The sequence below is a fragment of the Fluviirhizobium alvei genome (assembly GCF_030551875.1).
Lineage (GTDB): Bacteria > Pseudomonadota > Alphaproteobacteria > Rhizobiales > Rhizobiaceae > Rhizobium_E > Rhizobium_E alvei.
On the sequence record NZ_JAUOZU010000008.1, the window covers coordinates 107,528 to 129,491 of the forward strand.

A 21,964-nucleotide genomic window follows, 5' to 3' on the forward strand; every position below is an offset into this window, starting at 1 on the left:
TCAGTGCGCCGGATAGTCTGCGAGCAGCTGGAACAGGCGCACGCCGGAATGCGGATCATCGTCCGACATGTCCATGAGGCCGAAGTAATCTCTACATTCCACTGATTCCGAAGCCTGTTTCATCGCGGCATCCGCATGGATGCTGCTCTGCCAGTGAACGAGGTCCATATAGCTTCCGTCATCCGCCTTCATCAGTTCGCGACCGAGAAAGCCCGGGACCCTATCGAGGAACGCGCGCTGAAATCGCTCCGATGTTTCGACCAATCTGGCCTCGTCAATGCCGTCCTTGAGCTTGATCCGCGCCAGTTCAATGATTGTGTCTTGCATGTGTGGCTCCTTTTCACGTGACAAGACCTATCGGAAAATAAGCCATTTCGTGTCATATTTGTCAGATGAAACAGTCCGATAGCACCCGCCTTGCGCGGCTTGATATCATAACGGCCCGGTTGAAGGGCGACGATCCGTTGACGATCGAGGATCTGGCGCGCGAGATGCGCGTGAGCATCCGCACGATCGCGCGCGATATCGCATTGTTGCGGGAGCGGGGCCTGCCGATTGAAGCCGATCGTGGGCGCGGCGGCGGCATTCGTCTGCCGCGTCACTGGGGTGTCGGTCGTCTGAGCCTTACCCATCGGGAGGCGGTGGAACTGCTGATCAGCCTCGCAATCGCCGAGCAATTGCCGTTCCCCTGGCTGATCACCAGTCTTTCCTCGATCCGCAGCAAGATTGCGGCTTCCTTTTCGCCCTCCTTCAAGGACAGGATTTCCAGCCTCCGTAGCCGGATTCTGATCGGCAATGCGGCATCGACTTCGGTGCTGCAGACTTTCTCCGGGCTGAATGACACTGTCAGCGATGCCGTGCTGTCCGGATTTCTCGAGCAGCGGATCGTCGAGTTCAGCTATCGCGACGTCGAAGGCCGCCTGTCGCATCGCAGGATCGAACCGCAATTGCTGCTGCTCAATGTGCCGGTCTGGTATGTCATCGCCTGGGATCATGGCCGACAGGCGGTCCGTAGTTTTCGCTGTGATCGGATTCAGAAAGCTTCGGTGGCCGACGAAAATTTCTTCCTGCGTCCGGCCGCTGTGTTCGCCGATGCGATCGCCGATATCGATGCCATCCGCCCCTGATGGCCAGATATCAGTTCCCGTGATCGGCTCTTCAACAAATGTCACTTTTCGTTTTGTTTTTCCTGTCTATCTTGCAACTTGAAAAGGCGAGGCCAGCATGTCCGACAGCTCCTATCTCTCTTATCTAGTCGTCGCCTGGATGGCCTATTTCATTGCCGTGGCCAGCCCCGGCCCTGCTGTGGTGGCACTAATCAACACATCAATGACAAGAGGCCGCAAGGCGGGGGTGGCTTTTGCGACCGGGATCATGGCCGGTTCGCTGGTCTGGGCCACCCTGTCGGCCATCGGACTTGCGGCGGTGATTGCCACCTATGCGGAACTGCTGATCATTATCAGGATCGCGGGTGGGCTCTATCTACTGTACCTCGCCTACAAGGCTTTCAGGGCCGCATCTTCGGCGAACGACGCGACAATGGCTCAGGTCTCAACGACCACCGAAAGCCTGGGACGCCTTTATTTCAAGGGCTTCCTGCTGCATGTCACCAATCCAAAGGCCATCTTTGTCTGGATCTCCATGGTCTCGCTGGCCCTGCCCGTCGGCGCACCGACAAGCGTCATGGTGATCTTCATTCTCGGCTGCCAGCTGATCGGCCTGATCACGCTCAATCTTATGGCGCTGATGTTCTCGGCTTCGGCGGTGGTCAGGGGCTATGGCAAGGCGCGGCGCTATATCGAGGGCGCCATGGGCGCTTTCTTCGCTTTTGCCGGCTTGAAGCTCTTGTTGTTGCGGGCGTGATCCAGGTCTCTTTCTCCCCTTGCGGGGGAAAGGCAAAGCCTCACTCTGCCGCAGCGGCACCCTTACCGAACCGTTTTTCGATATAGTCGATCACGAGGCTTTCGAATTCCTCGGCGATCTTCGGACCACGTAGCGTCAATGCCTTCTGGCCATCGATGAAAACGGGGGCGGCTGGTGTTTCGCCGGTGCCGGGCAGAGAGATGCCGATATCGGCATGCTTGCTTTCACCGGGCCCATTGACGATGCAGCCCATGACGGCGACATTGAGCGCTTCGACGCCGGGATATCTCTCGCGCCAGACCGGCATGTTCTTGCGCAGATCCTGCTCGATCTTCTGGGCCAGTTCCTGAAAGACGGTGGAGGTGGTCCGGCCACAGCCCGGGCAGGCGGCGACAACGGGCAGGAACTGGCGGAAGCCCATAACCTGCAGCAATTCCTGCGCCACGATCACTTCGCGGGTGCGGTCGCCATTCGGCTCCGGTGTCAATGAGACGCGGATCGTGTCGCCGATCCCCTGCTGCAACACATAGCCCATGGCCGCGGACGAAGCGACGATGCCCTTCGAGCCCATGCCGGCCTCAGTCAGGCCGAGATGGAGGGCATGATCAGACCTTTCCGATAGCATCGAATAGATCGCAATCAGGTCCTGCACCTGCGAGACCTTGGCCGACAGGATGATGCGGTTGCGCGGCAGCCCGATCTCCTCGGCCAGTTCTGCCGAAAGAAGTGCCGATTGCACGACCGTTTCACGTGTAACATCACGGGCGGAGAGCGGCGAGCCTGCCTTCTGGTTTTCATCCATCAGGCGCGTCAAAAGTTCCTGATCGAGCGACCCCCAGTTGACGCCGATGCGAACCGGCTTGTTGTAGCGGATCGCCATTTCGATGATATCGGCGAACTGCTTGTCCTTCTTGTCCTTGAAACCGACATTGCCGGGATTGATGCGATACTTGGCCAGAGCCTCGGCACAGGCCGGATGATCGGCCAGGAGCTTGTGACCGATATAGTGGAAATCGCCGATCAGCGGCACATCCATGCCAAGGCGGAGCAGTCGCTCGCGAATCTTCGGCACGGCAGCGGCACTTTCGTCGCGATCGACCGTGATGCGGACAAGTTCGGAGCCGGATCGAAACAGATCGGCAACCTGCTTGACCGTCGCATCGACATCGGCCGTATCGGTATTGGTCATCGACTGAACCACCACAGGCGCACCGCCGCCGACAATGACACCGCCGACTTCGACGGCGACAGAGGCGCGGCGCGGCTTGGGATCATAGGAGCGAGGGGAAGTCATGGAAGCCTCTTGGTCGAACATGGCAATGAGATGGAGGTGACGCAGCCTCAGTGCAATGTCAATCCTTAGGCTTTTTGATGACGCTCAATTGATGAGCGGTCGCGTCATGAGAAAGACCAGGCGCCGGATATCGGCTTCGGCACTATCGCAATCCGTCATGCGCAGCTTGATGCCTTCGATTGCTGAGACAAGCAAACGTGCAAAGGTTGTCGGATCCATCTTTGAGGATGCCAGTGTGATTTCCCCTTTCGCTTCCGCATCGACCAGCGCGCGGGCGATATCGTCTTCCATGCGGTCGAACCACAAACGGCCAAGATCCTCGGCGATCTCCTGTTTGACATCGAACAGTTCGGCGCCGTGCGGTGTATCGACGATATTCCGCAGCGCATCGATGGTACCAGCCAGGGCAGCGCGCGTCAGGCGGCTCGAAAAATCACCCTCGCCCATCAGCGCATCTCGCGTCGCCTGGTTCGCTCGGTCCAGCAGATGTACGAACTCGGCGCGGTAGATATCTGTCTTTGATTTGAATTCGAGATAGAGCGCTGGCCGCGAAATCCCGGCTGCCGCGGCGATATCGGCCATGGTGGTGCGCTTGAAACCGTAAGCAACGAAGGTTCGAAAGGCGGCATCGAGAATGGTACTGCGACGGTTGGAATTTTCTGCTTCGCTCATATTTGACATTCTGACATTATTCGTTATTTTGTCAAGGATCATACAATAGGAGAGTCGGATGCAACTCACCGTCAATGGCAAAGCCTACACGCTCGAAGTCGAGGAGGAAATGCCCCTCCTCTGGGCGCTGCGCGACGAACTCGACATCAAGGGGCCGAAATTCGGCTGCGGTCAGGCCCTATGCGGCGCCTGCACCGTGTGGATCGACGGTGAGCCGGTGCGTTCCTGCGCCACGCCGGTCGGCACTGTTGCCGGCGCGATCACGACGATCGACGGACTTGCGACCGGCGAAAGCCTGCATGCGGTGCAGAAGGCCTGGATCGAAGAGCAGGTTGCGCAATGCGGTTACTGCCAGGCCGGCCAGATCATGAGCGCTGCGGCCCTGTTGGCAAAGAACCCGAACCCGGATGATGCCGCCATTGATGAGGCGATGAGCGGTAATCTCTGTCGCTGCGGAACCTATCCCCGCATTCGGGCCGCCATCAAGCGTGCCGCCGCCGACATTGCAGGAGCCTGATCATGGGAACGATTGCCAAGATTACCCGTCGCACCTTGCTTCTCGGCGCCGTGGCCGTGGCCGGTGGCGTTGCTTTCGGTTATTACAAGTACAGGCAGCCATTTGAAAATCCGCTCGAGGACGATCTGGCCGAGGGTGAATCGACCTTCAATCCCTATCTGAAGATCGGATCGGACAACAGGATCACGGTCATCGCGCCGCGCGCCGAAATGGGCCAAGGGATTTTTACCACGCTCGGCGCGTTGCTGGCCGAGGAACTCGACGTCACGCTGGATCAGATCGCCATCGAACATGGTCCGCCGGGAGCCGCCTACTACAACACCGCTTCGCTCAAGGAAGGTGCGCCTTTCCCGCTGTTCGATGACAGTATGATGGCGGAATCGACAAGGGCCGCAATCGGTGTGGTCGCGAAGTTCGTCGCGATCCAGCTCACCGGTGGTTCGCAATCCACAGTCGACCATTTCGAAAAGATGCGGTTGGCCGGTGCAGCGGCGCGCGAGATGTTGAAAAGTGCCGCCGCCAAGCGCTGGACTGTCGATGCGGCATCGCTCACCACGGCGGACGGCAAGGTCACCGATCCCAAAAGCGGCAAGAGCTTCACCTATGGAGAATTGTCAGCGGAAGCGGCAGTCCTGACTCCGCCCGACGAGGTGAAGCTCAAGGATGCCAGGGACTGGAAGATTCTCGGCAAGAGCCAGCCGCGCAAGGATATGCTGGCCAAAGTTACCGGCGCACCGATCTTCGGGATGGATGTCGCAGGCGCCGATATGGTTCACGCAACGGTGCGCATGAACCCACATTTGGGTGGTAAGCTGAACGGGCTGGATTCCTCTGCTGCAAAATCGATGCGCGGTGTGTTGAAAATCATCGAAATCCGAAGCCCGCTCGGCGAGGGCTATGGGGTGATTGCCGACAATACATGGCGCGCCTTCCAGGCTGCGGATGCTGTCGTCGCCGATTGGGGCAAAGCCACCTACCCGGAAACCAGCGAAGCCATCGAGAAGCAGCTCGACGTGGCACTGGCTGGCGAGACCGGTTTCGTGCTGCGCACCCTGGGCGATCCGGAAAAGGCTTTCGCCGAAGCATCCAAGGACCAGATCATCGAGGCGGACTATTATGCGCCGTTCCTGTCGCATGCGGCGATGGAGCCGATGAATGCGACGGCACGGATCAAGGATGGTTGGCTGGATCTCTGGATCCCCCACCAGGCACCGACATTGGCCCGAACCCTGGCCGCCTCGATTGCCGGTCTCGAAGAGGATCGGGTCCGCGTTCATGTGACTTTCCTTGGCGGCGGTTTCGGTCGCCGGGCGGAACTCGATTTTGTCGATTATGCAGTGCGGCTGGCGCTTGCGATGCCGGGCAAGGTGGTCAAGACCATCTGGACCCGTGAAGAAGACATGACCCACAGCCCCTTCCGCCCGGTGGCAAAGGCGAAATATCGCGCTGTGCTCGACAAGGATGGCAGTCCGAAGGCAGTTCTGGGATCCGTCGCCTCGCCTTCCCTCACCCAGAATGTTCTCGGTCGTTTCTTTCCGTCCCTGCCTGCTGGCGGCCCCGACAATACGATGATCGACGGCGCTTATAACCAGCCCTATGCGATTGAAAACCACAGGATCGACGGTCGTGCCGTTGCACTGCCAATTCCAATGACCTTCTGGCGTTCGGTTGGCTATTCCTACAACGCCTTCATGCATGAAAGCTTCATCGACGAGATTGCGGCTGCGGGTAAGGTTGATCCTTTGGCCTTGCGTCGCAAGCTGATGGCGCCCTACCCCGTGGCAACCGCGCTGCTCGACAAGGTGGCGGACATGTCCGGCTGGTCGACGCCGCTACCGCAAGGCAAGGCGCGCGGCATTGCCTTCACGGTGGCTTTCGGAACCTGGGTTGCCCAGGTCGTGCAGGTGGCGCAGGAAGAAGCCGGCATCCGCATCGAGAAAGTGTTCTGTGCAGCCGATGCCGGCCTTGTGCTTGACGAGCGGAATTTCAGTGCCCAGCTGATGTCAGGCATCGTGTTTGGCCTTTCCGCCGCCGTCGGGCAGAAAATCACCTTTGCCGATGGAATGGTGGAGCAGATGAATTTCTCCGATCACGACGGACTGCGCATGTACCAGACTCCGGCGATCGAGATCGCCTTTCTCGCGAATTCCGAACATATGGGTGGGGCGGGTGAACCGGGTACGCCGCCAGTCATGCCGGCGCTTGCCAATGCGGTCTTCGCCTTGACCGGGAAACGGGTAAGGCGGATGCCGCTGGCGGATGAAGTGACCTTCGTCTGATTGCTTCGGTCGTTCCGAATCCCTAAAGTCGGCACATAAACACGGCATTGGGAGGCAGGACATGACATTCAGGGCATTGCTGGTCGAGAAATCGGCCGAGGGCGCGATTTCGCAAAGCATTCAGGAGCTGGATGATTCGCGCCTGCCCGATGGCGACGTCACGGTCCGCGTCGACTATTCGACGCTCAATTACAAGGACGGCCTTTGCCTCACCGGCCAGGGTGGTCTGGTCCGCACCTATCCGCATGTGCCGGGGATCGATTTCTCCGGCACGGTCGAAAGCTCTGCCGACAGTCGCTACAAGCCCGGCGACCGGGTGGTCCTGACGGGCTGGCGCGTCGGTGAGGCCTGGTGGGGCGGCTATGCGACCCGCGCCCGCGTCAAGGCCGAATGGCTTGTGCCCCTGCCCGATGCCATGACGGCACGGCAGGCCATGGCCGTGGGCACTGCCGGCCTCACCGCCATGCTGGCCGTGATTGCGCTTGAGAAGGCGGGGCTGACGCCCGACAAGGGTGAGGTGCTGGTCACTGGTGCTGCTGGTGGTGTGGGCTCGGTTGCGGTCGCCATTCTGGCAAGGCTCGGCTACCGGGTGGCCGCCGTCACCGGTCGGCCGGAAACCGCTGACTATCTCCGCTCGCTCGGTGCCTCCGACATCATTCCCCGCGCCGACATTGCCGATCCGAGCCCCAAGCCGCTCGAAAGCGAGCGCTGGGCTGGTGCCGTTGATTCCGTTGGCGGCGAAATGCTGGGCCGGGTGCTCAAGCAGATGAAATATGATGGCGCGGTTGCCTCGATCGGGTTGGCAGCGAGCGCGGCGGTTCCATCCTTTACGGTCATCCCGTTTCTCCTGCGCGGCGTCAGCCTTCTCGGGATCGATTCGGTGATGCGGCCTTATTCGGAGCGCGTGGCAGCCTGGAACCGGATCACCACCGACCTGCCACTTGGCATGCTCGAAGCGATGGTCACCGAACATGGCCTGTCGGAGCTGCCCGAACTCGGCCGCGCCATTCTGGCTGGCCAGGTCAAAGGCCGGGTGGTGATCGATCCCTCGAGATGATCACAGAATGAAATCCGATTGCTGCAGGTCGGAGACACCAAAGACCCTGAATGCCATTTCGGAATCAGCGTCGCCACTGATATCGACCAGCAGCATGCCCTTGGTAAAGCGCACTTCGCCGCCGTTGCCAGAGAAGAAATCAGAGCCGATGAACTCGAACGCCTGATTGCCCACGAGGTTCGGGTTGGCATCGATGGCAGAGAGGTCGATCCTGTCGCCTTCGGTCTGCGAGAAGTCTTTGATTTCGTCAGGGCGGTTCAACTGGCTGTGCGAGAGGCTGGAGAACACGAACCGATCCGCACCGGCCCCGCCAAACAGAAAGTCGATACCGGCGCCGCCATCGAGGACATCGTTTCCACCGAAGCCAAAAACATCGTCATCACCAGCCAGGCCCGACAGTTTGTTGGCTCCATTGGATCCGCCGATGATATCGCTATTGAGAGAGCCGATGGCATTCTCGATCGAGATCAACTCTTCAAGTGAGTTGGATCCGGTCTGAGCCGCGTTTTCCCCAAGGCTGATCGTCACGCCTTCGTCGCCGACAACGCTGCTCTCATGGCGGAACTTGTAGGAGATGGTGTCGATGCCCGTGCCGCCGATGAAATCGTTCTTGTGGCCTTCGGAGTGGAAAATGTCGTTGCCCTTTCCACCCACATAAGTGCTGATATTGGTGGTCAGAAAGAATTGATCATTCCCATCGCCGCCTTCGACACGGTCGGCGAAATTGAAATCGAAACCCAGGCCGACATATTTGTCATCGCCCGCGCCGAGAAGGATGCGGTTGCCGCCTTCGAATGCATTTGCCACCAGATCCCTGCCTCTGCCGGCATCGACGAAATTGTTGCCGCCAAGATCGTCGTCGCGATCCAGTCCGATCTTGTCATTGCCGTCGAGCCCGAAAATGCGGACCTCAGGCCGGCCGTTCTGCTGGAGCGTGTCGTTGCGGTTCGTGCCTCTGATCGTCGTTGCCATGTCGGCCTCCGTCGGAATGTGTTTCGATGGATTTCTTCTATGGCACCGCGCGCAGCATTGCCGTTCCCCAGGTTACAGCCCATAGAAACGGCCTACGAAGTCAAAACGCTTCAGCTCGGCAGATTATTCGAAGCGATCGCATTTTTTTCAAATGGGATCAGACGCCGAGTGATGAAACTTCCTTCGCGGAGGACAATACGATCAGCGTTTCCGTCCGCATCAACCCATCGATGCTCTTGAGTTCCTGTGCGAGGAATTTCTCGAGATCGCGTGTGTTGGCCAGACGCACCTTGATCAGGTAGTTCCAGGCGCCCGTGACATGGTGGCATTCCAGAACCGCGTCGCTTTCTGCAACCTTTCGGAGAAAGGCCGTTTCCACCTGAGGTTCGTTCCAGCCGACGAAGACGAAGGCAAGCAGATCGAGGCCAACCTTCTCGGGGTTCACCTTCGCGTGAAAGCCTGAAATGATTTCGTTGCGAACGAGCCGCTTGATACGGTCATTCACGGTCGAAGGTGCAAGCTTCAGTTCCTGACCGATTTCTGCAAGCGAAAGCCTGTCATTTTTCTGAAGCAGGGCGAGGAGCCCGCGATCCGTTTCGTCCAAAATGCTCATTCTTCCCCGCTTCTCTGTGTCATGCATCTGCATAGGTCTAATGATAAAAATCATACATCGATAGTGCGAATATTGACAATTCAAGGCATCTTTTCAAACTTATTCAGAGAAAAATGCACCTTAAGATAAAATAAAGATTCACTCATGAAACCATAGGGATGGGCGTGGAGTTTTCAGCCTCGGTACACGACGCCATCGCTGAGTGATCCGGATGGGTGTTATCGTACCGCTCAACGGATTTTGATTTATATGTGAAGGGTCCTTCGACTATAAGCATCATGAAGGGGTGCTGTTCCGCGCCCTTGCAAGCCATGCAGGATGGATCATGAGATCAATCAGACCCTGGATCATTGGAGCGGCTTTTATCGCAGCGGCCTTTGCAATGAAAAGCTCTTCCTGGGCGGAAGAGCTGCGCAGGTCCGTGCCCGTCGGCGTGATCGAATTGTTCACATCCCAAGGCTGCTCGAATTGCCCGAAGGTTGATGCCGCTTTCGAAAAGCTGTCCGAGGAACCCAACTTGGTCACCATTGCCTACCATGTGGATTACTGGAACTATCTCGGCTGGCAAGACACGTTGAGCGCGAAAGAAAACACCGATCGCCAGTATAATTACGCGCGTTCGCTGGGTAACAGCAATGTCTATACGCCCCAGATTGTTCTCAATGGCATTCGCGACATCAAGTTCTCCAATCAGGAATCGCTGGTTTCCAGGCTGGAGACCATGCGCAACCAGGGAGAGGGCGTTACCGTCCCCGTCGACGCCACGCTTTCGAGTGACGACCTGACGATCAAGATCGGTGCCGGGCAGGGCAAGGCCGATGTGGTGATTGCCTATTTCCGACGCGAAACGATCGTCGATATCGACCGCGGTGAAAACAAGGGGCGGACGGTCACCTACCGCAATGCAGTCACGAGTCTCGAGACTGTGGGCATGTGGGATGGAAAATCGCTGACGGTGAAACTGCCATCGGCCATGCTCGCCAAACGCGGTTATGATGGCTGCGCTATCCTTCTCCAGACCCATGACAAGGCCGGAAATCCTGGTCGTATTCTCGGCGCTGCAGCCCTCTGAGCGCTAGAGGCGAGACGAAGCCATCTTGCAATTCCTTGATGATCGGGCACACTGTCATCGAACCGTCATGCTTCGCGACGAAGCATCGCAGTGGGCGAATGGGGTCACATGTCGGATCAGATCGAACAGAACGAGACGGCTACGAAATCGAACCGAATCGTCGTGGACATCAAGGATTATCGCGAACCGCGCGATGCCATGCCGATTACCTTTCACCGGCTTGAACTCAACCAGATCCTGAGAGTTTATGGGCGCATGGTCGGCGAGGGCGAATGGCGCGATTATGCGATCGGCCATTTCAAGGACAAGGCGATCTTCTCCGTCTTCAAGCGTTCGGGCGATCTTCCCCTCTACCAGATCGAAAAGAACCCCAAGTTGGCCGCCAAACAGGGTGCCTTTTCGATCGTCAACACGCAGGGACGCATCCTCAAACGCGGCCATGAACTCGCACAGGTCCTCAAGTTCTTCGACAAGATCCAGAAACTCTACGACTGACCATGAGGGCGCTTTCGAGCAAAGTGCTTTTCCGCATTGCGGAAAAATGCTATTGCGGCGCGAAAGTTTCGAGGTTCATCGATGTTTCTGCCCATCCGCGACAACTATGAAGCCCTGATCGGTGATTTCGAATGGGCGATCCCGGATCGTTTCAACATGGGCCGTGCGGTTGCCGATGACTGGGCCGACCGAGAGCCGGATCGAATTGCACTTCAAGCCTATTCGCCCGATGGACATCACGCAAAGCTCTGTTACGGCGAATTGCGTGACCGTTCCAATCGTTTTGCCAATGGACTGATATCGCTCGGCATTCATGCCGGAGACCGCGTGGCGTTGCTGCTGCCGCAATCTTTCGAAACCGTCATTGCCCATATTGCGATCTACAAGATCGGCGCCATTGCCTTGCCACTCGCACTCCTGTTCGGCGAGGACGCGCTGGAATACCGGCTCAGGGATTCGGGCTCCAGGCTCGTCGTAACCAACAGGTTCGGTCTGGCGAAGCTGGCTCCGTTACGATCTGCTCTTCCCGACCTTCTCAATGTCATCGTGGTGGATGGCAACGATACGTCGACGCCTTCCGGAACTGACGATGCGCTTGTCTTCGATGCGCTCGTGGAAGCCTCGTCGCCTGTTCTTGTCGCAGCCGACACTTCCAAGGACGATCCGGCCTTGATGATCTATACGTCGGGAACCACGGGTCCGCCCAAGGGCGCGCTTCATGCGCACCGCGTTCTCGCCGGCCATGTTCCGGGCGTGCAAATGGCGCAGGAATTCATGCCGCAACCGGGTGACAAGTTCTGGACGCCCTCAGATTGGGCCTGGGCCGGCGGTCTCCTGAACTGTCTTCTGCCCGGCTTGATGATGGGTGTTCCGGTCGTTTGTTCGCCGGCTCAGAAATTTGATCCCCTGCTCGCTTTCCGGATCATGGCGGAAACCGGGGTGACAAATGCTTTCATTCCGCCGACGGCGTTGCGTTTGATGCTGGCCGTGGCTCGACCGCGGGACAGGTTTGCCCTCAAGTTGCGAGCGATCGGCTCTGCGGGTGAAACGCTCGGCCGCGAGGCCTACGACTGGGCGCGCCGGGAACTGGGCATCACGGTCAATGAGTTTTACGGCCAGACCGAATGCAACATCGTGCTGGGGTCGATTGCCGGTCTTGGTGTCACCAGGGCCGGTGCGATCGGCAAGGTCACGGCGGGCCACCGGGTCGCGATCATCGATGAGGACGGTCGCGAACTACCGCGCGGGCGCGCAGGACAGATCGCCGTTCGCCGTCCGGATCCCGTGATGTTTCTCGGTTACTGGAACAATCCGGAAGCGACCGCGAAGAAGTTCATCGGCGACTGGATGCTGACGGGTGACCAGGGTGTGATGGACCAGGAGGGCTTTGTCGAGTTTTTCGGCCGCGACGACGATATCATCACCTCATCCGGCTATCGGATCGGTCCGGCAGAGATTGAGGATTGCCTTATCTCCCATCCGGCCGTGCGGCTTGCAGCCGCCATCGGCAAGCCCGATCCGGTACGAACCGAGATCGTCAAGGCCTATTGTGTACTGGCCGATGGCTTCAGCCCTTCGGACGCACTGGCTGCGGAAATCCGCGACTGGGTCAAGGAACGGCTGTCGATGCACGAATATCCCCGCGAGGTGGCTTTCGTCGACGATCTGCCGATGACAACGACCGGAAAGGTGATCCGTCGGCAGTTGCGCGACGCGGCGCGCCAGGAAATCCTGCCGGATCAACCGAGATCGCAACTGGTCGGTTAGGCGAGAGATTTGACCCGTCAGATCGGTGGAATATGGCCGAGCGGCATCATCGAAAGCGTAATCAGCCCATCGGTGACCTGAAGCTGGACATCGACCGCATCGCCTCCCGAAGCCAAGCCCTGCAGCATCGCCTTCATGCCTGAAATGGTCGACTGCGCCTCGGGAAAGGCCTTGTTGAGAACTTCTTCCCAGAGTCCAAGCTTCTCCAGCCTCGTCTTGAACGTACCGGTCATGTATCCGGCATCATTAATGCTGAAGGGTCCGGACAATTCGCCAAAGAGGCCGCCCGGCATTTCGAACTTCAGGCTGGTGATGATCCCGGTCATCGCCTTTCCGACTGGCGGCCGTCCTTTCAGCAGTCCCGCCCGCTCGTTCAGAACCGCTTCAACACTGGCAGAAAGCGGCGGGAGAAGTGGCTCACCGCCCGTCTCCTGCCACTGGAATTCGCGAAGAAGCAGGGCGCTATCGAGTGCGTCGCCATCCGTGCGGAAATGAGCTTCGGCGGCCTTCGCCTGCAGTGAAAATGACTGGAACAGTGCCGCGACGACAGCTTCCGCCTTCACCTCGTTGCCGGAAAGGGAAAGGCTGTTGAGGCCCGAAAAGCCTGCGTCGATTTTCGCGCGTAACAGTTTCCAGCTGGCTTCAATCGTCGAGCCGTCTTCGAGCTGGAGCCGGCTCGGCCCTTCGAGTTCGATGAGGGCGGTGCCGGGATTGTAAACCCGGGCAGCGACATTGAGGGCGCCGGCTTCCAGCGTCTGGCCCATCGCCGGCTCCTCGACCGCAGTCTTGTCGCAGGTGAAGCCGATCAGGAATGGAAAGCCCCCGGTCTTGAGGTTGCTGCAAGCGATATCGAGCGAGCCGAAGCCGCCTCTGCCGAGCATGTCGTGCAACGTTGATTCGATCCTGTTTGCGGCGTAATACCAACCGGCAGAGTAGAGCGCGGTGACGAGGATCACACCGATTCCCAGCCGTCTGATCTTGCGCGACGCGGTGGATGTGGCTCCACTTGCGGGGGCTGCCATTCAGGAATCCTTTTCGAGAATCAAACCGAACATGAACATGCCAGTGCCTGCGGATATGGACGAATTTTGGGTGTTTGGCTACGGATCGCTGATGTGGAATCCGGGCTTCGATTATCTCGAACGACAGATCGTGACCGCCCATGGCTTCCATCGCGCGCTATGCATCCGCTCCTGGGTGCATCGGGGAACACAGGAAAGACCGGGTCTCGTTCTCGGTCTGGATCGTGGCGGCGCCTGTCGCGGTGTTGCGTTTCGCATTGCGCCGGAGAAGTGGGAGTGGGTGGTTGCCTATCTCCGCGAACGCGAGCTTGTCACCAATGTCTATGTCGAACGTCTCATTCCCGTGAGATTTTCTGACGGTTCCCGCAAAACGGCACTGACCTATACCGCTGATCGGCACCATCATCAGTATGTGTCGGGCCTGACGGTCGATCATGCGGCTGAAACGGTGGTGGGCGCTCAGGGAAAATCCGGACCCAATACGGACTATCTGCGCAACACCGTTGCCCATCTTCGCGAACTCGGCATCCGCGACAGCTGGATGGAAGCTGTCGCCGAGCGGATCGATCTGCTTCAGGCCGCCGACTGAGCGTGTCGTTCGGCCAGTTCGAGCTCGGCTACCTTTTGGGCGGTGACGCGCGACAGAGGTACATGCGGGTTGGCACGCACCGTCTCAAGCAGAAGACGGTCGCTTTCCCGCTCTGTCGTTTCCACCAGCTGGCGAAAGAAGGCATCCGTCGACAGTCCGGGTTCGATCGGATCGAGGAAACGGACCTTGAAGTGGCCGCCGAAGCGAAGAAAGCCATGCCGTGGCCAGAACAGGCCGGGATGCATCACCACCGGAACGACCGGAACCTTGAGATCGCTATATAGCCGCGCGATGCCGATCTTGTAGTCCGGCGGTGCACCGGGCGCCTTGCGTGTGCCCTCCGGGTAGATGATCAGCTGACGACCGGCATCCATTTCCTCGCGCGCGCGGGCAAGCATTTCCGGAATGGCCCGGCTCTTCGCAGCGCGGTTGATCGGGATCATCCTCTGCTTGGCGGCGTACCAGCCAAAGAGCGGAATCCAAAGAAGCTCCCGTTTGAGAATGTAGACCGGATCATCCAGCGATGGAATGAGCGCAAACGTATCCCAGAAGGACTGATGCTTCGGTGACAGGATGAAACCGCTTTTCGGCAGCTTCTCAAGCCCTTCGATTTCGAAGGTCAGTCCCAGAAATGTCTTGGCGATCCAGAGATTGGACCGCGCCCAGTTTTTCGGGACGAAATAGGCTGTCTTGCGTGGCAGGAAAAAGTAGATCGGCGTGAAGACCAGCATCTGAACGATGAAGCTGGTGTAAAAGGCAATATGGAAAAGACCGGAACGAAGATAGGCCATCAGAAAGTCCGCAAGGATGTGAGCGCTTCTCTGTAGAGCAAAGACCGGCTGGAGGAAAGCCGGCGAATCAGGCCGGATGGTCCCACCAGTTGCGAATATGAACGGCCAGGAATTTCACATATTCGGAGGCGAGCGTTCGCAACACCAGCGGATTGGCCGCAATTGCGGAAAGATCCAGCGGCGTCATCACCGGATAGGGAATGAAGGTGGTGGATGGCGAAGCGTGTTCGAGTTCCACCAGACTGCGTGGCATATGGTAATTGTTGGTAACGAGAATGACGCTCGCGAAACCCTGCTGGTCGATCCAGCGCGCGGTTTCAACCGCGTTGCCGGTCGTGTCCACTGCGTCGTGACCGATATCGACGCAGCAGGTGAAGAGATTGGTGGTGCTGCGCGTCAGAAGGCGGATGTGGTTGCCTGTGGTCGCCGGGTTGACGCCGGAAATCAACAGCCGCTTTCCTGCACCCTTGCCGAGAAGAAGCACAGCCTGGTCGATGCGCTGGTAACCACCCGTAAGCGCGACAATGCCATCCGCCTGCGGCGCGTCAGGTACCGGCATTGTGGCGACATGCTGGTAGAAGACGAGGAAGCCACCGCCAAAGGCCAAAAGACCTGCGGCGATGATGATGAAGAGCAACCGGGCGACGTAGCTCGCAAGGCGGCGCAGACGACCGCGTGCCGGCTTTTCGTCGTCAAGCTCCTCGCTCATCCTCGTTTCACTCATCATCATTCCGGTATCATAGCCGCGCTTTTTGGCCGAAGGGCGGCCAGGATCGCAGATTTTTCATGCCTGAAACTGGTCCATGCGACCGGGATCCGAACGGATATGGTCGATTTCGTTGATGGTGCGCATCACCGTGAAGCGCGCTGTCAACGTCGTCAGCGCCGCAATCACCAGCATGGTCAGAAAGATGCCGAGATAGCCGGTCCAGTCGATCGAGAAGGTGCCGAAGAGGGCTGCTGCCTGATCGGCCTCGGGTGTGGCAAGCGTCCGCGATTGCCACCAGGCAGCACCTGCGAAGCAGAAGGCGGCCATGGCCGCGCCGGCGAGCGATCCCTTGAGGCTGATCATCAGGAAATGCTTCTGGAATTCCTGTGCGACGAAGGCCGATTCGGCGCCAACGAAATGCAGCACCTCCACGATGTGACGGTTACCCGCAAGGGCACCGCGGGTGGCGAAAATCACCGTCAGCACCATGGCGAAGAAGACGAGGCCCAGAACGGCCGAACCGATGACGACGGTGGTGCGCGCCATTGAAACCAACCGATCGACCCAGGTGCGATGATCGTCGAGATAGGCCTGAGGAATTCGCTTCGACAATTCCGCGCGCATAGCGGCAAAATCGGGCGGATTCTGTTCGTCGATGGTGATGATCACCAGTCGCGGCACCGGCAGCTCATCGATATCGAGGCCCGGCCCCAGCCACGGTTCGAGCAGGCGTGCCGTCGCATCCTTGTCCATAATCTTGCCGCTGCGGGTGCCGACAAAATTGAGGGCCAGCTGGCGGGCTTCCAGCAGTGATTTCTCGATGTCGATGGCTTCGTCGGGTTTGATCTGGATGGTGATCTCGCGGGAGATCTGGCTGGCCCAAGCCGAGGCGGTCGAGCGGATCATCGAGACGGCGCCGATGGTCAGGCAGGCGAGGAAAGACATGATGACGATGACGGCAAGCAGCGCCCTGCCCTGCACGCTTTGCTGCGGAACGATGGATGCGGTCTTGCGCAGCGTCAGGCCGCGGCGGAGCGGCGAAGCCTGCTTTCTTGCTCCTTTGCGCCCCTCAGTCATAGAGATCGAGCCGCCCGGAAGTAAGGATCATGCGACGCGCTTCGACCTGATCCATCAGGGTCAGGTCATGGGTGGCAATGACGACAGCCGTGCCGAAGCGGTTGAGTTCCATGAAGAGTTTGAGAATGCGGCGCGCCATGGGTGGATCGACATTGCCGGTCGGCTCGTCAGCGAGCAACAGTTCCGGCTGGTCAATGAGCGCGCGCGCAATCGCCACGCGCTGCTTTTCGCCGCCCGAGAGGACTGGTGGCAGGACATTGATACGATCACCGAGCCCGACCCATTTGAGCAGTTCCATCACGTCATTGCGATAACTGATTTCCTCCTTGCCGCGCACGCGTAAGGGCAGGGCGACATTTTCATAGGTCGTCAGATGGTCAAGGAGGCGGAAATCCTGAAAGACAATACCGATTCTCCGGCGCAGCATCGGCAATTCCGCCTGCGGAATATCGCCCATCTCACGGCCGAACACGCGGATGAGGCCGCGCGTGGGACGCAGCGACATGAACAACATCTTGAGCAGGCTGGTCTTGCCCGCTCCAGACGGGCCGGTCAGGAACTGGAACGACTTCTTGGGAATGTCGAAGGTCAAATCGCGCAGGATCTCCGGACCCATTCCGTATCGGAGTCCAACATTTTCAAAATGAATCAAGGGCTTGTCCTGGTTCGCGCGATCTTCTGACGAAAAGCGGTTCCTGACTGATTTGCAAAGCATTAACCATATCAGTTTACTTCTGCTCCGATGCAAGTTCAATGGCCGCGAGATGCGGCCCGCATTCGAGAGGCGGACCGATGCAGGGTAAGGCCGGAAACGTACATCGTATCTATGACGCCGAGGACTTGCTCCTGCCTGAACGCGGCGCCCGTAGAGGGTCTGCCTTCGATCGCGCGCCCCGTTCCTCCGACATAGAGGATGCCGTTTTCGAAGAGATTCCAGCAACCCGATTGCGGCGCGACAATGACAACAACAGTTTTGGCACCCGGCCCAACCGCAAGGCGCCGGCGTCGAAATCGCCGGGCCCGGTACTGGCATGGATCGCTGCGCTGTCGCCCCAGGCTCTGATGACGCTTGTCGGTGCTCTGTTCTTTCTCAATCTCTGGATGTTCGGCGGCCTGTCCGGCCTGTTTGCCAAAGGTCCCGTCCAGGAACCGGCCACACCTTTCCGGATCGAGAACGTGTCGGCGAGCCGGATGGAAAGCAACGGTCTGTCCGTTCTCGAGGTGCGCGGGCGCCTTGAGAATGCCACCCGAAACAGCTTGCCTGCGCCCGATCTCGTTGTCCTCTCACGCGAAGGCGGCGCGCCAATCGGAACGGTTCGACTGGCCGGTATCGAGGTTCCAGCCGGCGGCGCCATGCGCTTTGCCGGACGCTTGCGGTTTGAAGGCGGGAAAACCCCTAAAATCACCGTTCTGGCGCAAAGCGACTGATGCAAGGCCAAAAACCATGTGCTAGGGCTCTCGCTCAACCCACTGAAAGCGGAGTCCGGACATGCATGTCATTCGCGGAAAAACCATCGAGCCCCTGTTTACGGCGGACATGATTGCCAAGCGCAATGACGAACTGGCAAAGGAAATTGCTGCCGGTCCGGTCAAGGACCTGCTGGTGATCGCGGTCCTCAAGGGATCGTTCATCTTCGCCGCGGACCTCATCCGGTCTCTGCATCATGTCGGGCTTGCGCCGGAAGTGGAATTCATCACGCTGTCCAGTTACGGTACCGGCACCGTGTCGCAGGGCGTCCGAATCATCAAGGACATCGACAGCGAAGTGAAGGATCGCGATATCCTCCTGATCGACGACATTCTCGAATCCGGACGGACGCTGACCTATGCGAAGGAGCTGATGATCGAACGCGGTGCCCGCAACGTCAACATCGCGGTTCTGCTCGACAAGCACGACAAGCGGCAGACAGCGCTGGAGGCTGATTTCGTCGGCTTCAAATGTCCCGATCACTTTGTTGTCGGCTATGGCATGGACGTGGCCTATGCCTTCCGCGAACTACCCTTCGTGGGGGTCGTCACCGGCGAGGCGTGACGCGCTCCGTAAAGGAATGAGCAAGCATAGTTCGAGATAGGGCTATTGCTTGCCGCCTTGTTTACCCTTCCAAAACCGCCGCCGTTGTTAGGTGGGACACGGATTAATTCGAGGTAAACAATATGGCTCGCATTCTCATTACCGAAGACGAGGACTCGCTGCGCTCCTTCGTGGCGCGCGCACTCAGGCTGGACGGTCATGACACTGTCGAGGCGGCGGATGGCGCCGAAGGGCTCGAAGCCCTCGGCGAAGGCGTTTTCGATCTTCTTCTCAGCGATATCCGTATGCCGGTTATGGATGGGATCGAGCTTGCGCATCGCGCTTCGGCCAATCATCCCAACCTCAAGATCCTGCTGATGACGGGCTATGCCGAACAGCGCGAGCGCGCCGACGACCTCATGGAAAAGATCGTCGACGTCGTCTCCAAACCCTTCTCGCTACCTGATATCCGCAAGGCGGTGGCGCTGGCACTGGCGGCTTGATCCGCCGATGAAGGGCTTGCGCCGGTCACGGCGCTCTTCACTCCGTTACTGAAAATTCTCCAGCAGACGTTCCAGATATTGCCGCTCGATCAGGCTCGCCGGACCGTCACCCAGTTTGCGACGGATCTGTTCGAGGATTTCGCGGGCACGCTGGATATCGATCTGGCCGGGGATCTTCACCTGCTCGTCGATCTCGTTGCCAACCTCGCCGCTGCGGCGGCCGAGCGGATCGTTGCCCTGCGCCTGCATGTCGCCCGGCATCGGCATGCCCTGCTGGCCGTTGCGGCCTGCCTGCTGCATCATCTGCTGCATCATGTCGCCGGCGCCCTTGCGCAGGGCTTCAAGTGCGCGGCCTTGCGCATCCGCCGACCGTTGTCCCTGCGCCTTGCCGAGCGCCTGCGATGATTCGCCCATTTCCTTGCCGGCATCGCCGAAACCCGGCCCCGGTTTCATGCCGAGATCCTTGAGACCCTTCTCAAATGCCTGCAGATCCTTCGACAACTGGTCCTGGCGGCTGCGCAGTTCCTTCAGCGCTTCGCGCAACTGGTCGGCAGTCATCTCGTCCTGCTCGCTGCCGGGCTGGTCCTGCTTCTGGCCCTGTTCCGGATCCTCGGTCACCGGCGGGTTTTCCTGCGCGAACGGATCTTCACCGGGTGCCAGCCCATCCTCATCGAGCGGATCGCCGCGCTGCATGCGGTCGCGCAGCGCCTGTTCAAGCTTATGCGTCTCTTCCATCAGCTTCTGCTGCTTCTGCATCAGCTCGCCGAGCTTGTCGATCTGCTCGAGCATCGGGCTCGGCTGTTGCTGCTGGTTGTTGCGCGGACGCGCGGTTTGCAGGTTGTTCATCATCCGCTGCATTTCGGAGAGCAGTCGGCGAGCCTCATCCTTGTTGCCGGAGCGCGCCAGATTTTCGAGCTGGCTCAGCATGTTCTCGATATCCTGACTGCGCAGCATCCGCATATTCTGGTTGGCCATGCGGTTCGCATCGGGATTTTGCATGCGCTTGGAAAGCTCGGCCATGTACTGGTCCATGGCATCGCGCAATTCCTTCATCAGTGCGGCAATTTCCTTGTCCGATGCATTGCGATCGAGCGCCTTGGCAAGGCGGTCCTGCGCATCCTTGAGGCGTTTTTCCGCAGAGGACAGATCGCCATCCTCGATGAAGCGGGCGACATCCCAGTAATAGGCGGCAACCTCTTCGAGATCCTGAAAATTGCCCACCATTTTCAAGCGGTTGGTGACCGATTGCAGCATCAGGAAATGGGCGAGATTGGGGATCTGTTCCTCCGGCCGCATGGATATTGCGTCTGCGAGCGCCAGCGAATGCGGGATCCGGTTGACATCGAGCGCGAAGACCTGGCGTTGCTCGGCAATCGAGCCCGCAAGCGGTTCGGAAAAGAAGCGCTGCGGCAGCACGATTTCCTTCGTCTCGCTGCGACCGACATGGCCGGCGGCATCCTTGGCAATCAGCGTCAGTTTGACCTTCTTGCCCGACAGGGGATGTTCGGTCAGATCCCGGCTGACGGTGGATTTGATCGACTTGCCATCGCTTCCCGGAAGATCGAGCCTGAAGGTTGGTGGATCGAAGAGCGGTATGGCCTTGTCGTCCTTGGCGACCGGAACGATCTCTGCACTGGCTTCCCCGACACCATAATCGTCCTTGATTTCGAAGGCGATCTCAAGGGCGCCATTGACGGCCCGGCTCGGTTCCTTGGAAAAGGCAATCGACGGCGGTTTGTCCTCGATCAGGTCAAAATCATAGGCAAGGTCGTCGATGGTGATCGTGCCGTTGGCGACAAGTTTGAAGCGGAAACTGGCGGCCTTATCGGCTGCATTGCTCTGCGGCTCAACCGGCTTGTCGGCGGCAAGCGCGATTGTTTCGTTGCCGCTTGCCGACTTGAAGGTCACGCGATCGCCCGCATCGGTTCCGCTCATGCGGATGGTCAGTTCCGAACCTTGCGGTACCCGGATCGTCGCGCCCGGATCGACCGTCTTCAGATAGACCGGTGCAAGGGCGGTGTAGGCAGGAGGCGTCACCCAGGCATCGACGCGCAGCGGCTCTTCGCCATTCTGGGGCGTGGAAAAGGACCAGAGATCTCCAAGCCTGCCGCCATTGTTGGAGAGCGAAAAACTTGCCGCAATCACCAAAAGCAGCACGATCGGCGCCCGCAAGGCATAGGGATCACGGCGCACGAGATCCGGTTCCGGCAGGCCCGCCGACAGGATGCCGATCTCGGCAGCCATGCGCTTGCGGTGCAATTGCCAGAGCGCCAGCGAAAAGGGATCGTCACCTGCGGGCCGTTCGGTCTGAACAGCGATGGCCTGATGGGCGACGCCGCTTCGGCTTTCAAGCCTGCGATTGATCTCGTTCCCATCCGGCCAGCGGAACTTACGGAACGGCAGGAGGCTTGCGAGAAAGGCTGCCAGAAGGACGACGAGCATCGCGATCCTGGCATAGGTGCCGAGTTCACGGGCAAGGCCGAACCAGGCAATAATCGCGGTTAGGGCAAGCACGGCGAGCGCCGGAAGCGCTGCGATGATCAGCCTCTCAGCCGAAAGCACCAGGAATGCGAGGCCCCGCATCCGTCCGATACGCCGACGCAATCTCTCCAGATCGGGGTCCTGCCTCACAGAATCGTCCATACCCTGCCTTTGCGGATA

The 21,964-nt window shown here is 59.1% G+C and carries 24 protein-coding genes; 12 read left to right on the forward strand and 12 right to left on the reverse strand.

All coding sequences use genetic code 11. The annotated features are described in order from the left end of the window. Entirely contained in the window at positions 1-327 is a 327-nt protein-coding gene (locus Q4481_RS12405; protein WP_304376693.1) for an antibiotic biosynthesis monooxygenase family protein, read from the reverse strand. 65 nt (positions 328-392) lie between these two features. On the opposite strand from Q4481_RS12405, the gene Q4481_RS12410 reads away from it, so the two are divergent. Together Q4481_RS12410 and Q4481_RS12415 are read left to right on the forward strand one after the other, a co-directional pair. Further along, positions 393-1,127: a helix-turn-helix transcriptional regulator gene (locus Q4481_RS12410; protein ID WP_304376694.1), complete on the forward strand. Its 735-nt coding sequence runs from the start codon at positions 393-395 to the stop codon at positions 1,125-1,127. A gap of 97 nt (positions 1,128-1,224) precedes the next feature. Further along, the gene (locus Q4481_RS12415; RefSeq protein ID WP_304376695.1) at positions 1,225-1,863 is read left to right on the forward strand and encodes a LysE family translocator; all 639 of its coding nucleotides are present in this window, start codon (positions 1,225-1,227) and stop codon (positions 1,861-1,863) included. Positions 1,864-1,903: 40 nt separating this feature from the next. On the opposite strand, the gene ispG is transcribed toward Q4481_RS12415, so the two are convergent. Both ispG and Q4481_RS12425 read right to left on the reverse strand, forming a co-directional pair. Then, the gene (gene ispG, locus Q4481_RS12420) at positions 1,904-3,157 is read right to left on the reverse strand and encodes a flavodoxin-dependent (E)-4-hydroxy-3-methylbut-2-enyl-diphosphate synthase (protein ID WP_304376696.1); all 1,254 of its coding nucleotides are present in this window, start codon (positions 3,155-3,157) and stop codon (positions 1,904-1,906) included. A gap of 84 nt (positions 3,158-3,241) precedes the next feature. Then, entirely contained in the window at positions 3,242-3,829 is a 588-nt protein-coding gene (locus tag Q4481_RS12425; protein WP_304376697.1) for a TetR/AcrR family transcriptional regulator, read from the reverse strand. A gap of 58 nt (positions 3,830-3,887) precedes the next feature. Here Q4481_RS12425 and Q4481_RS12430 point away from each other — a divergent pair, with 58 nt between their 5' ends. The 3 genes from Q4481_RS12430 (at position 3,888) to acuI (ending at position 7,682) form a co-directional block, all read left to right on the forward strand. Next, positions 3,888-4,346 carry a (2Fe-2S)-binding protein gene (locus Q4481_RS12430; protein WP_304376698.1) on the forward strand — a complete coding sequence of 153 codons (459 nt, stop codon included), beginning with the start codon at positions 3,888-3,890 and terminating at the stop codon, positions 4,344-4,346. 2 nt (positions 4,347-4,348) lie between these two features. Next, positions 4,349-6,625, forward strand: coding sequence for a xanthine dehydrogenase family protein molybdopterin-binding subunit (locus Q4481_RS12435; protein ID WP_304376699.1), 2,277 nt, complete (start codon positions 4,349-4,351; stop codon positions 6,623-6,625). 61 nt (positions 6,626-6,686) lie between these two features. Beyond that, positions 6,687-7,682: an acrylyl-CoA reductase (NADPH) gene (gene acuI, locus Q4481_RS12440; protein WP_304376700.1), complete on the forward strand. Its 996-nt coding sequence runs from the start codon at positions 6,687-6,689 to the stop codon at positions 7,680-7,682. On the opposite strand, the gene Q4481_RS12445 is transcribed toward acuI, so the two are convergent. The 3 genes from Q4481_RS12445 to Q4481_RS12455 form a co-directional block, all read right to left on the reverse strand. After that, positions 7,683-8,654, reverse strand: coding sequence for a calcium-binding protein (locus tag Q4481_RS12445; RefSeq protein WP_304376701.1), 972 nt, complete (start codon positions 8,652-8,654; stop codon positions 7,683-7,685). A 157-nt stretch (positions 8,655-8,811) separates the two neighbouring features. After that, complete coding sequence (locus tag Q4481_RS12450) at positions 8,812-9,267, reverse strand: Lrp/AsnC family transcriptional regulator (protein ID WP_304376702.1); 456 nt, start codon at positions 9,265-9,267, stop codon at positions 8,812-8,814. Positions 9,268-9,543: 276 nt separating this feature from the next. Further along, the gene (locus Q4481_RS12455; RefSeq protein WP_304376961.1) at positions 9,544-9,795 is read right to left on the reverse strand and encodes a hypothetical protein; all 252 of its coding nucleotides are present in this window, start codon (positions 9,793-9,795) and stop codon (positions 9,544-9,546) included. On the opposite strand from Q4481_RS12455, the gene Q4481_RS12460 reads away from it, so the two are divergent. The 3 genes from Q4481_RS12460 to Q4481_RS12470 all read left to right on the forward strand — a co-directional run bounded on the left by Q4481_RS12460 (position 9,701) and on the right by Q4481_RS12470 (position 12,601). Beyond that, the gene (locus Q4481_RS12460) at positions 9,701-10,339 is read left to right on the forward strand and encodes a DUF1223 domain-containing protein (RefSeq protein WP_304376947.1); all 639 of its coding nucleotides are present in this window, start codon (positions 9,701-9,703) and stop codon (positions 10,337-10,339) included. The genes Q4481_RS12455 and Q4481_RS12460 overlap by 95 nt on opposite strands. 108 nt (positions 10,340-10,447) lie before the next feature. Then, a complete protein-coding gene (locus tag Q4481_RS12465; protein ID WP_304376703.1) occupies positions 10,448-10,834 on the forward strand; it encodes a DUF2794 domain-containing protein in 387 nt (128 codons plus the stop codon). A gap of 81 nt (positions 10,835-10,915) precedes the next feature. After that, positions 10,916-12,601: an AMP-binding protein gene (locus tag Q4481_RS12470; protein WP_304376704.1), complete on the forward strand. Its 1,686-nt coding sequence runs from the start codon at positions 10,916-10,918 to the stop codon at positions 12,599-12,601. A gap of 17 nt (positions 12,602-12,618) precedes the next feature. Here Q4481_RS12470 and Q4481_RS12475 read toward each other — a convergent pair whose 3' ends face one another. Further along, positions 12,619-13,623 (reverse strand): DUF2125 domain-containing protein, encoded by a 1,005-nt coding sequence (locus Q4481_RS12475; protein ID WP_304376705.1) that lies wholly within the window; start codon positions 13,621-13,623, stop codon positions 12,619-12,621. A 37-nt stretch (positions 13,624-13,660) separates the two neighbouring features. Between Q4481_RS12475 and Q4481_RS12480 the strand changes: the two genes are divergently transcribed. After that, on the forward strand, positions 13,661-14,212 hold the full coding sequence (locus tag Q4481_RS12480; protein WP_304376706.1) for a gamma-glutamylcyclotransferase: 552 nt from the start codon (positions 13,661-13,663) through the stop codon (positions 14,210-14,212). On the opposite strand, the gene Q4481_RS12485 is transcribed toward Q4481_RS12480, so the two are convergent. The 4 genes from Q4481_RS12485 to ftsE all read right to left on the reverse strand — a co-directional run bounded on the left by Q4481_RS12485 (position 14,197) and on the right by ftsE (position 17,441). Next, entirely contained in the window at positions 14,197-15,003 is an 807-nt protein-coding gene (locus tag Q4481_RS12485) for a lysophospholipid acyltransferase family protein (RefSeq protein ID WP_304376707.1), read from the reverse strand. The two genes, Q4481_RS12480 and Q4481_RS12485, sit on opposite strands and share 16 nt — an antisense overlap. Before the next feature lie 67 nt (positions 15,004-15,070). Continuing rightward, positions 15,071-15,727, reverse strand: a complete 657-nt coding sequence (locus tag Q4481_RS12490) for a YdcF family protein (protein WP_304376708.1) — start codon at positions 15,725-15,727, stop codon at positions 15,071-15,073. Positions 15,728-15,787: 60 nt separating this feature from the next. Next, positions 15,788-16,789: a cell division protein FtsX gene (locus Q4481_RS12495; RefSeq protein ID WP_304376709.1), complete on the reverse strand. Its 1,002-nt coding sequence runs from the start codon at positions 16,787-16,789 to the stop codon at positions 15,788-15,790. Next, a complete protein-coding gene (gene ftsE / locus Q4481_RS12500) occupies positions 16,782-17,441 on the reverse strand; it encodes a cell division ATP-binding protein FtsE (protein WP_304376710.1) in 660 nt (219 codons plus the stop codon). The genes Q4481_RS12495 and ftsE overlap by 8 nt, the downstream gene beginning before the upstream one ends. 140 nt (positions 17,442-17,581) lie before the next feature. On the opposite strand from ftsE, the gene Q4481_RS12505 reads away from it, so the two are divergent. The 3 genes from Q4481_RS12505 (at position 17,582) to Q4481_RS12515 (ending at position 19,303) form a co-directional block, all read left to right on the forward strand. After that, a complete protein-coding gene (locus tag Q4481_RS12505) occupies positions 17,582-18,217 on the forward strand; it encodes a hypothetical protein (RefSeq protein ID WP_304376711.1) in 636 nt (211 codons plus the stop codon). A gap of 61 nt (positions 18,218-18,278) precedes the next feature. Further along, a complete protein-coding gene (gene hpt / locus Q4481_RS12510) occupies positions 18,279-18,821 on the forward strand; it encodes a hypoxanthine phosphoribosyltransferase (RefSeq protein WP_304376712.1) in 543 nt (180 codons plus the stop codon). Between the two features lie 122 nt (positions 18,822-18,943). Further along, entirely contained in the window at positions 18,944-19,303 is a 360-nt protein-coding gene (locus Q4481_RS12515; RefSeq protein WP_304376713.1) for a response regulator, read from the forward strand. Between the two features lie 45 nt (positions 19,304-19,348). On the opposite strand, the gene Q4481_RS12520 is transcribed toward Q4481_RS12515, so the two are convergent. Next, on the reverse strand, positions 19,349-21,907 hold the full coding sequence (locus Q4481_RS12520; RefSeq protein WP_304376714.1) for a TIGR02302 family protein: 2,559 nt from the start codon (positions 21,905-21,907) through the stop codon (positions 19,349-19,351). Positions 21,908-21,964 lie beyond the last annotated feature (57 nt).